This window comes from Flavobacterium sp. 2755, assembly GCF_031455715.1.
Lineage (GTDB): Bacteria > Bacteroidota > Bacteroidia > Flavobacteriales > Flavobacteriaceae > Flavobacterium.
This window is the reverse complement of record NZ_JAVDTG010000001.1, coordinates 549,537-564,535: the sequence shown is the minus strand read 5'-3', so window position 1 is coordinate 564,535 and position 14,999 is coordinate 549,537. Positions and strand designations below refer to the sequence as shown.

Below are 14,999 nucleotides of genomic sequence, written 5' to 3'. Positions count from 1 at the left end.
AAACAGAAGTATGGTTACAAATAATACTAATTCGGGCAATTTGTATTCTTTTTACGGATTTTGGAAATATTGTTTTAATGATTTTAAAGATGATGGAATAAAAAAAGCCTACAAACGTAATGTTTACAGGCTTTTTAATATGTTATAAAACAAATTTCCTAATTCGTTCCCGCAGCAATTTTATCTACAAGAAACAATAATTCTCCAGAAACTGGTTTAATCAATTGCATTGGGTAAAGTGTTGGATTATACTCTCCAGTTGTAACTTCTTTTAAAGCATTGATTTTTTTCTCTCCAAAAGCTACTACTACGATCTTTTCCGCTTTATTGATTAACGGCGCAGTAAGCGTAATACGATACATTTTTTGGGGAGCTAAATAATAAGCATCAACCCATTTTGTTTGTTCGTTTAATACCGCTTCACCTGGAAAAAGAGAAGCCGTATGCCCGTCGTCTCCCATTCCTAATAAGATAAGGTCAAACTTTCCTTCATTACCTAAAACAGTTCTAACAGACTGCTCATAAGTAACCGCAAAATCTTCTGGCGTAACACCGTCTTTGTACATTTCAAAAATGTTTTCTGTCGGAATAGGGACGTGGCTTAATAATGTAGAATAAGACATTTTTGCATTACTCAAATCATCATTTAGTGGAACCCAGCGTTCGTCTCCCCAAAAAATAAAAACTTTACTCCAGTCAATTTTTGTTTTGTATGCATCAGAAGCTAATAACTTGTAAATTCCTGCAGGAGAAGAACCTCCGGTAAGAACAGCTGTAAATTTGCCTTTTTCAGCAATAGCTTTCTGAGCTGATTCCACAAAAAGGTCTGCTGCTTTCGTATTAATTTCTTCTGTCGTATTATAAATCTGTATCATTTAAAACTTCTTCTTTTGTTTGTGTATTCGGAATCCATTTGTGTCCTTGGCGGGCTAACAATTCGTCAGCTTCTTCAGGACCCCAGCTTCCTGCTTTGTAATTAGGGAAATTGGTTGGTGCAATAGTTTTCCATTCTTGTTGAATCGTATCAATTGCGTCCCAAGCTTCTTCTACCTGATCCCAACGCATAAATAGGGTAGGATCTCCTAACAATGCATCAGCAATTAATGTTTCATAAGCTTCCGGTGACATTGTAGAACAAGAGAAATAATCAAATACCATTTCTGCTGGTCGTAACGAAAGCGAAAGCCCTGGTTTTTTGGTCATAAACTGTAGTTTAATATCCATTGCAGGCTGAATATTGATAATCAATCGGTTTGGTGTCATTCCTTCTTTTCCATAAGAAAAGGCAGAGTGCGGCACTGGTTTGAACTGGATAATAATAGAAGATTGTTTTTCTTCCATTCTTTTTCCAGAACGCAGATAAAACGGAATTCCCTGCCATCTCCAGTTGTCCAGATAAATTTTCATTGCCACATAAGTTTCTGTATTAGAATCTGGTGCAATTCCTTTATCCTCACGATAACCCGGAACCGGAACTCCTTTTATTTCACCTGCACCATATTGGCCTCTTACAATATAATGATCGACTTCTTCTGGTTTGATTCGGCGAATTGATTTTAAAACATCGGCTTTACGATTACGAATATCATCGGCATTTAGTGAAGCAGGTGCTTCCATAGCCGTCATACATAAAATTTGAAGCAAATGGTTTTGAATCATATCTTTCAATGCACCAACACCTTCGTAGAATCCGCCTCGTTCTTCAACGCCTACTTCTTCTGCAACGGTAATTTGGACAAAATCAATAAAATTACGGCTCCATAAAGGTTCGAACATTGAATTTCCAAAACGGAAAGCCAAAATATTCTGAACAGTTTCTTTTCCTAAATAATGATCAATTCTGTAAATCTGTTCTTCTTTAAAAGTCTCAGAAAGCATTTCGTTCAACTCAATCGCAGAAGCTTTATCGTAACCAAATGGTTTTTCGATAATAATACGATCTTGTTTCGGATTTGCCGCAAGTCCAATCTTTTTGATATTACTTGAAATTGTTGAAATGAAAGAAGGCGTAATCGAAAGATAGAAAAGACGATTGGCACGTTCGCCAAAAGCCAGATCAAAATTGTTGATTTTTTCGTTTAATCCGATATAAGATTCTTCTTTGTCAATATCAAGACTGTGATACGTAATGTGCGAAAGAAATTTTTCAGTTTCAGGATCAGAAATTCCTTTTCTTCTTGAAAAAGTATTTAGGTTTTCTAATACATAACTGCGAAAATCTTCATTGGTTTTTTCTGCTCTACCAAGAGCAATAATCTGAAACTTTTCAGACATACGTCCGTCAAGATACAGATTTTGAAAAGCGGGAAAGAGCTTTCTCTTTGCTAAATCTCCGGTTCCTCCAAAAATCACGATGATTGTTGGATTTTTAAGTTTATTTTTAGTCATTGTGTGTAGTTGTGTTGCTTTAAGTTGCTTATTCAGACCATTGTGTATGGAAAACTCCTTCTTTGTCGATACGTTCGTAAGTATGCGCCCCGAAGAAATCACGCTGCGCCTGAATTAAATTTGTTGGCAGATTTGCAGATCTGTAAGCATCAAAATAAGCTAATGAATTCATTAATCCTGCTACAGGTATTCCTTTTTGAACAGCAAACTGGACAGCAGTTCTCATTCCTGCTTGGTTTTCTGATAATTTAGAAGCAATTCCTGCATCCAAAAGTATATTTGGTAAATCTGATTTTGTCACAAATGCTTTTCTGAAATCTTCTAAAATAGTAGCACGAATAATACAGCCGCCGCGCCATATTTTGGCAACAGTTTCTAAGTTTAATCCGTAATTATATTCTTTAGAAGCGGTATGAAGCTGAGCCAATCCTTGCGCATAAGTCACAACAATAGAAAGGTATAATGCCGATTTTAATGCAGCAATTGCCTCGCTTGTATTTACATTACTTTCAGCAGCGTTCCAAACTAATTTTTTAGCAGCTTCAATTCTTTCAGGTTTGGTTTTAGACATATCGCGCATGTTAACCGCAGCGTCGATAGTTGGAACCGGAACTTGTAAATCCATTGCGTTTTGCGAAGTCCATTTTCCTGTTCCTTTAGATTTCGCCCAATCTGAAATTTTATTGATTAAAAGACTTCCGTCTTCATCTTTTTGTTTTAAAATCTTTCCGGTAATTTCGATCAAATACGATCTAAGATCATCGGTTTGGTTCCACTCTTCAAAAGTTTTCTGAATCGTTTCATCATCCAGATTATAACCTCTTTTCATCAGGTCATAAATCTCAGAGATCAACTGCATAATTCCGTATTCAATTCCGTTATGCACCATTTTTACATAGTTACCCGCAGAACCGTTTCCTAGATATTCCACACAAGGTTCACCGTCTACTTTTGCTGCAATAGCTTCAAAAATAGGGCGAAGTCTTTCGTATGCTTTTTGGTCACCGCCCGGCATCATTGCAGGACCGAAACGAGCCCCTTTTTCTCCGCCAGAAATTCCCATTCCGAAGAAGTGGATTCCTTTTTCAGATAATTCTAAAAATCTTCTGTCCGTATCCGTAAAAAAAGTATTTCCGCCATCGATAATAATATCTCCTTTATCTAAATGCGGTAATAAACTTGCGATTGCGCTGTCAACTGGTTTTCCGGCAGGAACCAATAGCATAATCGCTCTTGGCTGTTGAATAAGCTCTACAAAATGCTTCACATCTGTAGTTGCTTCAATTGTATGATCAGAATCGGCTTCTTGTTGAAGTGAGTTGACTTTTTCAGTGTCTAAGTCTAAACCTGCAGCCGCGAATTTATGGCTTGCAATATTTAAAAGTAGGTTACGACCCATTACGCCGAGTCCTACAATTCCAAAATCAAATTTGCTCATAGTTTTTAATTAACTAAATTATTAGAAGAATGTTTTTGCAGCAAAAAGTAAGAGAAAGTATGGTAATTCTTTTTCAATCAATGTTTTGCAGAAAAACAAAGTTTATTTTAACCTTACATTTTAAAATGTAGACCGCTAAGTTAGAGAAAAATGCTGAAACATAAGGAGTAAAATAGTTCACTTTTAGGGTATATTGTGATACTTTTTTAAGTGTGGAAATTAAACTTATTTTGAGTTTGAGACTTTTTCGATGCAATAAATATTTAAGTGCATTTATAGCACTCAAAACTTGATTTACACGTAATCAATTTTTGAATAGCCTTTAAATGAAAAGAAAACAAAATACAAGGAAAGCGAGTAATGATCATGCATTTATTTTGTTTTTTGCTATCGTTTGGTTTACTAAAAGAGGTTTGATAAAATGAACGAAATTGATTTGAGGCAAATATTAGGGGAGGTGGATTTTCCTGTTTTGGTTGAGACACAGCATAATATAGTGTTGTAGTTAGATTTGATCAATATAATTTATTATAGACATGACTAATAAAACTGTTTCTCTCCCAATAAAATAATTTTATATTAGCGACTTTATGAAATGTCGTAAAAATGTCGTGTTAAAACCGTTATCACCAGATACTTTTTAAAATAATTTTGGAGTAAAATAAAATATACAAAATATGAATTTTATAGGCAAAAAAATCAGTGAAACAAGAAAGATAAAAGGTTTTACACAAGAAGAACTCGCAGAATTATCGAAAGTTAATTTGAGAACAATTCAAAGAATTGAAAACAGTAACAATGAACCACGAGGAAAAACTTTGGATCTAATTTGTGAAGTTCTCCAAATTGATAAAGCAGATTTACAAGATTTAAATAAAGTACCGCAAAACAATAGAATTGTAGCTTTCATTGTCAACGGAATCTTTTTAATTCTTTTGAATCTTGCAATAATGCTTACGATCGTTTATTTGGCTGCGTTTCCTGAGTCTAATATTAATAGTAGATTGGGAGGTGTCCTTTTAAGTTTTTTTATTCCATTTACCATATTTTATTATACACAAAAAATAAAGGCAACCGAACGAATTTTTAAATTTGGAATTTGCTGGATAATATATCTTCCTTCGTTACTATATGCACAAGGTTTTCGCGATGCTTGTGCTATTGGATTTAGGACATGGATCTTTTCATGTATTTTATTATATTTTGGTGTATTATTCTATGGTAAGGTTTTATTCAAATCAGAGAAGAAATAAAAAAAGCCTGTAAACAAAAGTTTACAGGCTTTTTTGTAGACTTGACGAGATTACAATTAATCTCTATATTTGATAATTAAATTAATAAAATGAGCGAAAAAACTAAACCGTATGCCTTAATAACTGGTGCCAGCAAAGGCATTGGAAAATCTATTGCTTATGAATTGGCTAAACAGGGTTATCCATTATTGCTTGTTGCAAGAAGTAATGAAGAATTAAAAGTACTCTCTGATGATCTTCAAGTTAAATACGTCATTAATGCATTTATTTTATCAATTGATCTATCGATAAATGGTGCATCGCAAAAAGTAACCGATTGGATAAAAACGAATAATTATTCAGTTGGGATTCTGGTTAACAATGCGGGTTATGGTGTGTGGGGCGATTTTAGTCAGTCTTCTCTAACCGATCAGCTGGGTATGATGCAGCTTAACATGAATGTAGTTGTAGAACTTTCGCATTTATTAGTACCCATACTTTCACAAGAAAAACAAGCTTACATTTTAAATATATCGAGTACTGCTGCCTACCAAGCCGTTCCTACGCTGGCTGTTTATTCGGCTACAAAGGCTTTTGTTTTATCGTTTACGCGTGCCTTACGTTTCGAACTTGCCAAAACTTCAATTTCAGTAACCTGTTTTAGTCCGGGTCCGGTTGATACTGGTTTTGCTGCGAGAGCTGGTTTAAGTGCTTTAAATAAAATGGCCGAAAAGTTTAATATGCAGCCAGATGAAGTGGCAAAAATTGCTGTAAAAGCCATGTTCAACAAAAAATCAGAAGTTATTCCAGGTTTTACAAATATTATTTCGGTGTACGCCAACCGTATACTACCAAAGGGATTTATCGAAAAAACGGCAGCCGGGATTTATAAAATTTAATTTTTTTTCGAAAAAAATATAAAAATATTCTTTGGAAAAGAGAAAATATATATTATGTTTGTATTAAATTCTACTAATTCTATAGAGTATGTCAGATAAAAGAAAAAATATGTTTAATTTTCCTAAAGGTCGAATGCACAAAAACATGCTAATGTATTGTTGTTGCTGTTGTTGCAATCTTTTAGATAAAATTACAAACATTATTATTTCATTTATTAAATCTATATTATCATGGGATCTTCTTATAAAACCTTTACCCTTACTGAGCAATTAACTAATGAGCAAATTGCCTTTTTTAACGAACATGGCTTTATCCATTTCAAAAAATTTATAAACCCGGAAACGGTTTCATCCATCATTGATGCCTCCAAACAAGTGGAGCAAAAATGGATTGAAAATGACCTTCAAAAAATAAACGGTGTTCCAATTAAATATGGAAAAGATTTAGATGGCTCTGCTATTGTGCAGCGTTTTGCATTTATTAATCAACATCATCAAACCTTAAGCGGTCTTTTACTTGATCCAAGATTTAATGGTTTATTACCATTAGCAGGCGATGGCGCAAGATTAGGCACAGAAGAAAAAGACGGAATGGTTTTTAATCATTATATCAACGGACCCGAAAGTAAGTTTACTAAAATGGGCTGGCATACAGATGGTTTGAGAGATATTTTTTATGGTGGAAAATTAAACCCAATGCTAAATGTGGGTATCCATTTAAGCACTTTAAAACCTGAAAACGGTGGTCTTAAAATCATTCCGGGTACGCACAAGCAAAGTATTTATCAAATGCTTTTCCGTAAAAAATACTTTTTAGATAATAAACCCGATCCACAGGAAGTTTCTATCACTCCGGAAGCTGGAGATTTAACCATTCACGATGGCCGTTTGTGGCACAGAGTTGCAGAATCATCTATCCGTGGCGAAGAAAGCAGAAGAAGAGTTATTTATATTCCAATTATAGCAGGAAAATATGCTCCTAAAAATGAGAACAGCCCAACGGTTTTCTATCAACGTTTTGCTGGAATTGTTAAATAATCATGCTGTTTATTATTGCATTTAGTTATCTGGTTAGATCAGGTAAGCTAAAAAGTACCACAGATTTTTTTAAAAATACGCAAAGAAGAATCAAATTTAAAATTGCAAAACTGGAATTGGCCATAGTATCTGGCTTACAAATATTGCGCTATTAATGGGAAAAGAAACACAGATTGAAGATTATAGTTCAATTGCACAAAGAACATTTTCAGACCGTAAGCGAACTAATATTTTAAAAAAAGCAGAACAGTTAACGATTGTATTTTTGCTGCCAAAAGTACCTAAATTCATTTCGCCAAACTTGCTCACCTTAATTGGTACGCTTGGTTCTGGATTGGTTTTTTTAGCTTTTGTTTTAGGAACTTATTTAGCAAATTGGTATCTGCTTTTGGGTATTATCGGTTTGGGTATAAATTGGTTAGGCGATTCTTTAGATGGAAGACTGGCTTATTACAGAAATATTCCGCGCCGTTGGTATGGTTTTGCACTCGATATAATTGCCGATTGGATTGGTATTGTACTTATAGGTTTTGGCTATTATATTTATGCCCAAAATGGCACACAAATAATAGCCTTTGCTTTTGTCGCGTTATATGGCTGGTCAATCATCATCAGCCAGTTGCGCTACAAAATTACAAATGAATACAGTATAGATTCTGGCTTTGTTGGCCCAACAGAGCTTCGATTTATTATTGCTTTAATTTTAATTACAGAAGTTTTATTTCCCGGATCAATTACCTATTTGGCAGGCTTAATCACTATTGTGTTATTTATAATCAATACCATAGATAGCTTTAAACTTTTAAAGCTGGGCGATTTAAAAGATAAAACCCAAGGCTGAAATGTTTAAGAAAAAATCCATTTTTACTTTTCTGCAAGCACAGGTTGCGGCATTTGTAGGCGGAATTACCGATTATGGCTTAATGATTTTATTGACAGAAGTATTTAAACTGCATTTTACTTTTTCTATTCTAATCTCCGGAACCGTTGGCGCGATTATCAATTTCAGCATCAATAGATTTTGGGTATTTAAAAATCAATCTGGTTATAGCAGCCACATCAATAGTCAGCTTTTTAAATTTGCTTTAGTTGTATTGGGAAGCATTTCCTTAAAATCATTCGGCACGCTTATTTTGCAACAATCATTTCAAATCGATTATAGAATCGGGAGATTAATCACGGATAGTTTTGTTTCTTATGGATTTAATTATCCACTAATTAAATATTGGGTTTTTAAAACAAACGAAAAACAGAACGTAATCGAATCTAATTAAATTAATCCGTTGCGTACAATCTTTTAACACATAGAAACATAGTTTTTAGATGTGTAAAAAGAATATAAAAAGAAACTAGTTTCTAACACATAGCTCGCTATATTTATTTAAACAAGTGAAACGCCTTTTTTAGCGTCCTAAACCTATGTCTCTAGCCTGCACTGAGCGGAGTCGAAGTGTGTTAAAATAATTACGCCCTAACGGGTTGTATAAACATTTTATTATGAATAAATTACAATTTAAATATTTTACAAAATCACTAATCGTTATAACGATCTTAGTAAATATAATTTCTGGAAATCTATTAGCGCAATCGAAAAATCCGTCGCCATTAAATTTCCCTACACCTAAAAATGTAGATAATATGCTATTTTACATTCAGCGGGACCCAAATATAAACACGGCTATTTATGCCATAAACTATCAGGAAAATGGAAAAATAAACAAAAGCAATCCTATAAAAGCGTATTGGATTCGATATGCCGAGAAAGGAGAAAAAAAAGATTTTAGTTATATACAACGCAAATTTGCCTACGGAATAGAAAGTAAAACAGTAAATAATGAGGAGTTTGAGCTTCAATTTGTATCGTATAAAAAATTACCCTTAACCTTGAAAAAGTTAGATTCAGATCAAAAATATCATGTTTTTGTAAATGTAAATCAGAAAAAAATACAGGTTGAAAAAATATTTGTGCGTATTGAAGGAGGTTCTTTTTGGTTACCAAATGTAAAGTATGCCGAAGTTACCGGAATTGATGCTTCCTCAAATAAAACAATTACTGAAAGGATGTTGTTGTAATAAGATGGCGATATACTTGGATGTAGCAAAAGTTGCCCGATCGCCCGGATATGCGCAACGATAGCGCGGAAATTTTTTCCGTGCCCGTTCCTATATTAATAAAAACTGGATTTTCTTTTTTAATCTGCTAAGATATATTTTTTCGGGCACGGATTAGAAATCAGCGTGATCGGGTAAAGTTGCGCAAATGTTTTTGACTTGCGCATTTTTTATCTTGTTTTAAATAAAGAACTTCTCAAAAGTCTCTAACTTACCTCGCGTCTCGCTCATGCATTCAATTTACAAAATTGATTTAGATTATTATCTGTATTAATTTGCAATGAGATTATAAATTATGCTACTAATTTTTTAAAGTAGTTTTCAATCAGTTCTCTTAACTTCAATATATCATCTTCAAAAGTACTTACATCGGAGTTGTCATTTAATATCTGAAGTCTTGAATTTATATACTCATTTTCCCTTTCTTGGCTTCCATATAAAATCTGTGGGTCAAAAGAGCCATTAATATCTTCAATTCTTACTAATTCTTCGGATTCTAAAATACAAAGCTTCTCAATCTCTCTATATTTATTGTGAAAGACTCTAAATTGAGCCATTATATCATCTGTCAAAAGAATTTTGTTTCTATGAACATATATGGCGGTCTCATAACAAACAGCTTGAAATGTTTTCATGTTCTTATGTAACGCTTCATGTGTTTTATCCATTGGTGTTTTTAGTTCTGTGAAACTAAAATGAATTTTTACAACTAAATCATATAGCTGTTTAAGAGTTTCAATTTGTAATTCGGTATGTCTAGTGAATTTAATTTCACTTTTGGCAAGTTGATTTTTATAAGCTTCAACTTTTTGTGATAGTTTCCAGTTTTGAAAGTATTGTAATGTCGTTGAGACTAATGTGGATAACAAAGCAAATGCTAATAATATCCATGACATATTTTCTTTGTAATTGCTTAAAATTTCTTCAACAAGTTCTGGAGTAGTTTTAGCCATATATCTTTAGTTTTTAGAATTGAATCAAAAGTATTAAATATTACTAATACAGCTAAAATCAGTTTAAGAAATTTAATGAATATTTTTTTTGTTTTACTTGAAATATAAGTAGTTATGTGAAGAATATTAAGACTTTTCTTGATTTAATAATTATTTTGTGATATACCTCAATCGCTCGGAAATTCTTTCTGTGCCTATTCCTATTATTAATAAAAAAGCAATATATTTGAAATGGATCAACAAAACAAGCCTTCACATATATACCTTATTTAAGTAGATTACCGAAGGTTAGTTTTTATATATACAATTGTTATCAATTGTAAAAAAAACAAAAAATTAAATGGCTAATTACGACTTTCAATCACTTCTTTCACCAATTGACTTTGAACATTTGGTAAAGAATTTGCTTTCAGTTGATTTAAAACTAAATTTAAATTCTTTTGCCGAAGGTAAAGACGAAGGTATAGATTTAAGATATTCTATAAACGAAGAAAAAACTGTTATTGTTCAATGTAAAAGAGTCAAATCTATATCTACAAGCGTGATTGATGAGGAGTATGAAAAGGTTAAAAAATTGAATCCAAAAGAGTATTATTTTGTTTGCTCAAATGATTTAAGCGTTGCAAAAGTTGATTATATAAAAGATAAGTTCAAAAAATGGATGAAAGGAAAGGATAATTATATTTATACGAAAACTCGTTTAAATGATTTATTAGATCAACATTCTGAAATCCACAGGAAGAATTTTAAATTATGGATAAACTCCGCTACCATTTTTAATTCAATAGTTAATCAACCACTATACGAACGTGCAAAATCTTTGATTGATGATATTAAACGTAATAACAAATTTTATGTAAGGAATGAAAGTTTAAATAAAGCAATTGCAATTCTAAATAAAAATAAATTTATTATTATAAGTGGAATACCAGGTATTGGTAAAAGTACTTTAGCGAAATTACTTTTATGGGAATATTTACAAAAAGGGTATGAAGTTTTAGAAATTCGTAAAGTAACAGAAGGAGAACAATTTATTGTGGAAGACTCTACGGATAAACAGGTGTTTTATTATGATGATTTTTTAGGTGAAAATTTTTTGAAGTATGATGTAATAGAAGGTAGATCAAATGACCTAATTCAATTTATAAATAGAATAAAAAATAGTCAAAATAAAATACTTATTATGACTACTAGAGAATATATTTTAAGTCAAGCAAAAGAAGCCTACGAAAAACTAGATTCGCCTGAATTGGATTTAGCGAAACATACGCTGGATCTATCTTCCTATAGTAAAAAAATAAAATCGTTAATTTTATATAATCATCTATACTATTCAAAAATATCGCTTCTTTACATCCAAAAACTAATTGAATCGAAATCATATTCTATTATTATAAATCACAAAAATTATAGCCCTCGAATAATTGAGCAATTGACTATTAAATTATCAGATGTTCCAATTGAAAAATATGTTGATGAATTTATTGAGAGCCTTGACAAACCATTAGGGATTTGGAACAAAGCTTTTACATCACAAATTTCAGAAGGTTCTAAATTGCTTTTATATTTGTTGATGTCAGTATCAGGACCAATTACTCTAAAGGATTTTAAAAAAACAATAAAATTAGCACTTGAAAAAAATTCTACGGGATTATCGTGTCGTATTATTGACATGCAGAATTATTTGAAAGAATTAGAAAATAGCTTTATAAAAATCCAAATTACAGATGAAAAAAATCATTATATAGATTTTATTAATCCATCTATAAAAGATTTTATGCTAACCTCTATTTGTGATGATCAGGTAATTGTAGATTTTTTGATTGAAAATTCTATATATTTAAAACAACTGATATATACCATTCGTTATCTAGCAAAGAATCAACATTCGGATGCAAAAGTTTTAGAAAAAATCGATTTAAAAATTTTATCAGTTTTTGATAATTTGCATAATCAAACTAAAATAATTTCGAACATAGAGTTTGAATTGCCTTTACATGATATTGAAAAAATCGATGGACTTAAATTTTATTTACATATTAGGACTAATAAAACAATTCGTAATTTCCTTTTTGAAAAATTTAAACTAATAAACTTAAAAAGATTAAATTATCGTGACGAGCGAAAATATTTAGAATTTTATCTTGAGTTCGAAAAAGAATTAAAACTAGATTATAAAGAAGTTCTTAATGAGTTAATATCCAATATTAGTCATTTTGAAAGCGTTGAAAATTTGATCTTCTCAAAAGCGGTAGATGAAAAAATTTTCGAAGATGTTTTATCAAATAATTTGCAGTTGATAAATAATAAGGTAAATGATTCTGTTAAGAGAGAAATTGAAATTATTGATTCAAAAAACAATCTTCATCATTTTAGAGATGTTAGATTGGCAAATTTAAATCTTTCACTTTATAGTATTTCTATAGCCGAGTTCGATAATTTTTTTAATGATAAAGAAATAAAAATTATAGAAAAAGAAAAATTGAAATTAGAACAACCTTTACCAGAAGTTGAAGGTGTAGAAGAAGAATATGATTTAAATTTTGACGAAGATGAACTATTTAAATTAGAACTGTTCGAATAATTATTAATTCTTGAGTGTAATTTTCTTATTACATAAATGGTAATGTTGCTTGCATTGTGAAATTAAGTTATCAATCATCAATAAATTATTATTTGAAATATTGATTTGCTTAAAGATACATATTTTGGTTAATATGCCTCGCTCTCCGAAGGATTCTTATAAAACCTCTGCAAATCTCCCCTGATTTCACATTTATAACACCGCTAAAAAAAAGAGACTAAAAAGTCTCTTTTTTGTTTTATTATATCTTCTATAAATAATTATTTATTAATCAATTTTTCAAGCCTCGCCATCATTTCATCTTTCTCTTTCAACATACGCTCATATAAAACAATTTTCTCTTCGTGAATTTGCACGATTTTATCAATCGGATTTAAAGTACAATTAATATATCCAGAATTGTTCGCAACTGCTCCGTCATGAAATGTATTAGAAATAATATTTATTGCCTGCTCTTCATCAAAATTCTGAAAAGCTTCAACAGGAATTTTTAATACAGCAGAGATTTGTTTCAGCAGATTATCTTCAATTACATCTTTTTGTTCCAGTAAAGAAATTTTCTTTTGGTTCCAGTCTTCTCCAAGATCATAAGCTAATGCTTCCTGTTTTATGTTAAGCATTTCTCTAAAACGTTTTACGTTTCTTCCCTGATGTATTTTCTGTTCCATAACGAATATCAATTTTTCTAAAGACCCAAAGATAAAGCCATTTGTATTAAAAATCCTGAATTTCAAAGATAAAAAAATATCCCGTAAAAGATCCTTTTTGTCAGATATTGTACCAGTTATATTTACTCCAATGTTTCTGGTATTATATCAATTTTTGAAAAGCAAAGATTAGAAAATGACTTGTTTTATTAAGTTTTAAGATTAAAAAAGCCTGTAAACAATAAAGTTTAAAGGCTTTTTTGTGGACTTGATGGGATTACAATCGAACACCTAATTCCTATATTAATGTTCATAGATAAGCTTGAAAAAAAGCCTTGAATTCCTTTAAATAAAGGCTTTTGTAATTTTGATCTTTTATAAAAGTCTTAGTTATCTTTTTCGGTTTTTACTTTTTTTTCAAAATACTTACTTTTTTTTTGTTTAAAAATGCACAAATGATCGGATCAAGGTGTTCGACAGTTGAACACAAGGTAGAAAGTAATAATTTTCAAATGTTACCTATTAAATACAATTGTTACAATATATTATTTAAGCAAGGGTCACCTAATAGGTTAGAAACTTTTCTAAACTCTGTTAAGTGTTTTTAATTTGCGAGGTTGATTTCCGAGCTCTTACACAACTAGTGTATCTCCTTAAATGTTATTTTTTTTTGTACTTATCTGTAAAACAGGTGTTTATACTGTTTTTTTGTCTTTGTTAAAAACGTTACTTTATTGCTTTCAAGCAAGTTAACTTAATAAGAACATATGCAGGCTTTTGATTAGCCTTACATTTTATTGCTTAATACAAATCTTTTTTATTTCAAACGAATTAAATTAAAAAGATTTTCTCATAAGTTGTGTAAAAAAACTAATTAATAACATTAGATTAATTTAAACAGACTCTCATGAAAATTTCCCTCTCCATCTCGCTTCTTGTGCTATCGGGCCAATTTGCCTTTGGTCAAACCGTGGCTTTCAACAAAAGCGCATATTCAACAGGCGAAAACATTAAGGCCTTAGTAACTGGTGACCTTTTAGGGATAGAAAGCGACATCAAAAAAAGCTCATATTCTGCAAGTGCCGGTAATCTTGATCTTGGTAGCAGCCAAACCCCGGGCTTTAGCCGGGTGGACTTTAAGTTTAAGAACAACATTACAAAAAGTTATCTTTTAGGTATCCTGCCACCAGCAACTCCTGCAACAGAATCTTATGTGCTAGAAGTTACAAATCCCGCAGCATCGATCCAAGGAAATACAATCACAAAAATGTTTGACTACTTCCACATCGAGAAAAACAACCTTTTAGATGTAAGCCAGCGATCTGTCAAAAAATTTGGGACCGAAAACGCAGTAGGACTCATCCTTAACGCTAGCTTCTGTATCACAACTGTATCAGGACAGCCAGCAGTCTTTGTAATATGCAGATCGCTTTCAGTATCAAACCTTAAAAAACTTGGACTTGAAATGATGAAAGGATATCTTGTTGACATGAAAGACAAGCAATATCTCTCAGAAAAAGAGTATAATATCTTAATTGCTGCATTTGCACTGGGCCAGATCGGCGCCATCGTTAACAACAACTGTAGTCTCTTATTCAAATCACTAAAGGCACTTTCAGAAAGCCCCGATCTTAAGATTGCCATCGGATATTTCGAGCAGCAGTGCAAGACAACAGTGGTAATTTTGGAAAAGGTCAAAATCCCATAA

The 14,999-nt window shown here is 31.8% G+C and carries 13 protein-coding genes; 8 read left to right on the top strand and 5 right to left on the bottom strand.

The genetic code is table 11. The features are described 5' to 3' along the window. Positions 1–158: 158 nt before the first annotated feature. Genes pgl through gndA form a run of 3 tightly spaced genes read right to left on the bottom strand, consistent with a single transcriptional unit; the run spans position 159 to position 3,826 of the window. Complete coding sequence (pgl, locus tag J2Y38_RS02320; protein ID WP_309839208.1) at positions 159–875, bottom strand: 6-phosphogluconolactonase; 717 nt, start codon at positions 873–875, stop codon at positions 159–161. After that, positions 859–2,388 carry a glucose-6-phosphate dehydrogenase gene (zwf, locus tag J2Y38_RS02315; protein WP_309839206.1) on the bottom strand — a complete coding sequence of 510 codons (1,530 nt, stop codon included), beginning with the start codon at positions 2,386–2,388 and terminating at the stop codon, positions 859–861. The genes pgl and zwf overlap by 17 nt, the downstream gene beginning before the upstream one ends. A 28-nt stretch (positions 2,389–2,416) precedes the next feature. Next, complete coding sequence (gndA, locus tag J2Y38_RS02310; RefSeq protein WP_309839204.1) at positions 2,417–3,826, bottom strand: NADP-dependent phosphogluconate dehydrogenase; 1,410 nt, start codon at positions 3,824–3,826, stop codon at positions 2,417–2,419. Between the two features lie 677 nt (positions 3,827–4,503). Here gndA and J2Y38_RS02305 point away from each other — a divergent pair. The 6 genes from J2Y38_RS02305 to J2Y38_RS02280 all read left to right on the top strand — a co-directional run bounded on the left by J2Y38_RS02305 (position 4,504) and on the right by J2Y38_RS02280 (position 9,068). Further along, complete coding sequence (locus tag J2Y38_RS02305) at positions 4,504–5,079, top strand: helix-turn-helix transcriptional regulator (RefSeq protein ID WP_309839203.1); 576 nt, start codon at positions 4,504–4,506, stop codon at positions 5,077–5,079. A gap of 89 nt (positions 5,080–5,168) precedes the next feature. After that, positions 5,169–5,957, top strand: a complete 789-nt coding sequence (locus J2Y38_RS02300) for an SDR family oxidoreductase (protein ID WP_309839201.1) — start codon at positions 5,169–5,171, stop codon at positions 5,955–5,957. Positions 5,958–6,188: 231 nt separating this feature from the next. Next, complete coding sequence (locus tag J2Y38_RS02295; protein WP_053474248.1) at positions 6,189–6,995, top strand: phytanoyl-CoA dioxygenase family protein; 807 nt, start codon at positions 6,189–6,191, stop codon at positions 6,993–6,995. Positions 6,996–7,149: 154 nt separating this feature from the next. Beyond that, positions 7,150–7,836: a CDP-alcohol phosphatidyltransferase family protein gene (locus J2Y38_RS02290; protein ID WP_309839197.1), complete on the top strand. Its 687-nt coding sequence runs from the start codon at positions 7,150–7,152 to the stop codon at positions 7,834–7,836. Between the two features lies 1 nt (position 7,837). Then, complete coding sequence (locus J2Y38_RS02285; RefSeq protein ID WP_309839195.1) at positions 7,838–8,269, top strand: GtrA family protein; 432 nt, start codon at positions 7,838–7,840, stop codon at positions 8,267–8,269. Positions 8,270–8,492: 223 nt separating this feature from the next. Then, on the top strand, positions 8,493–9,068 hold the full coding sequence (locus tag J2Y38_RS02280; RefSeq protein ID WP_309839193.1) for a DUF4833 domain-containing protein: 576 nt from the start codon (positions 8,493–8,495) through the stop codon (positions 9,066–9,068). A 332-nt stretch (positions 9,069–9,400) separates the two neighbouring features. On the opposite strand, the gene J2Y38_RS02275 is transcribed toward J2Y38_RS02280, so the two are convergent. After that, the gene (locus J2Y38_RS02275; RefSeq protein WP_309839191.1) at positions 9,401–10,060 is read right to left on the bottom strand and encodes a hypothetical protein; all 660 of its coding nucleotides are present in this window, start codon (positions 10,058–10,060) and stop codon (positions 9,401–9,403) included. A 340-nt stretch (positions 10,061–10,400) separates the two neighbouring features. On the opposite strand from J2Y38_RS02275, the gene J2Y38_RS02270 reads away from it, so the two are divergent. Beyond that, positions 10,401–12,644 (top strand): restriction endonuclease, encoded by a 2,244-nt coding sequence (locus J2Y38_RS02270; RefSeq protein ID WP_309839189.1) that lies wholly within the window; start codon positions 10,401–10,403, stop codon positions 12,642–12,644. A gap of 260 nt (positions 12,645–12,904) precedes the next feature. Here the strand turns inward: J2Y38_RS02270 and J2Y38_RS02265 are convergent, their stop codons facing one another. Beyond that, complete coding sequence (locus J2Y38_RS02265) at positions 12,905–13,312, bottom strand: XRE family transcriptional regulator (protein WP_309839188.1); 408 nt, start codon at positions 13,310–13,312, stop codon at positions 12,905–12,907. A gap of 886 nt (positions 13,313–14,198) precedes the next feature. Between J2Y38_RS02265 and J2Y38_RS02260 the strand changes: the two genes are divergently transcribed. Then, positions 14,199–14,999 (top strand): hypothetical protein, encoded by an 801-nt coding sequence (locus J2Y38_RS02260; protein WP_309839186.1) that lies wholly within the window; start codon positions 14,199–14,201, stop codon positions 14,997–14,999.

What these genes read in the sequence shown, in the direction of transcription:
- pgl (WP_309839208.1), bottom strand. Translation starts at nt 875, where the DNA reads ATGATACAGATTTATAATACGACAGAAGAAATTAATACGAAAGCAGCA.
- zwf (WP_309839206.1), bottom strand. Translation starts at nt 2,388, where the DNA reads ATGACTAAAAATAAACTTAAAAATCCAACAATCATCGTGATTTTTGGA.
- gndA (WP_309839204.1), bottom strand. Translation starts at nt 3,826, where the DNA reads ATGAGCAAATTTGATTTTGGAATTGTAGGACTCGGCGTAATGGGTCGT.
- J2Y38_RS02305 (WP_309839203.1), top strand. Translation starts at nt 4,504, where the DNA reads ATGAATTTTATAGGCAAAAAAATCAGTGAAACAAGAAAGATAAAAGGT.
- J2Y38_RS02300 (WP_309839201.1), top strand. Translation starts at nt 5,169, where the DNA reads ATGAGCGAAAAAACTAAACCGTATGCCTTAATAACTGGTGCCAGCAAA.
- J2Y38_RS02295 (WP_053474248.1), top strand. Translation starts at nt 6,189, where the DNA reads ATGGGATCTTCTTATAAAACCTTTACCCTTACTGAGCAATTAACTAAT.
- J2Y38_RS02290 (WP_309839197.1), top strand. Translation starts at nt 7,150, where the DNA reads ATGGGAAAAGAAACACAGATTGAAGATTATAGTTCAATTGCACAAAGA.
- J2Y38_RS02285 (WP_309839195.1), top strand. Translation starts at nt 7,838, where the DNA reads ATGTTTAAGAAAAAATCCATTTTTACTTTTCTGCAAGCACAGGTTGCG.
- J2Y38_RS02280 (WP_309839193.1), top strand. Translation starts at nt 8,493, where the DNA reads ATGAATAAATTACAATTTAAATATTTTACAAAATCACTAATCGTTATA.
- J2Y38_RS02275 (WP_309839191.1), bottom strand. Translation starts at nt 10,060, where the DNA reads ATGGCTAAAACTACTCCAGAACTTGTTGAAGAAATTTTAAGCAATTAC.
- J2Y38_RS02270 (WP_309839189.1), top strand. Translation starts at nt 10,401, where the DNA reads ATGGCTAATTACGACTTTCAATCACTTCTTTCACCAATTGACTTTGAA.
- J2Y38_RS02265 (WP_309839188.1), bottom strand. Translation starts at nt 13,312, where the DNA reads ATGGAACAGAAAATACATCAGGGAAGAAACGTAAAACGTTTTAGAGAA.
- J2Y38_RS02260 (WP_309839186.1), top strand. Translation starts at nt 14,199, where the DNA reads ATGAAAATTTCCCTCTCCATCTCGCTTCTTGTGCTATCGGGCCAATTT.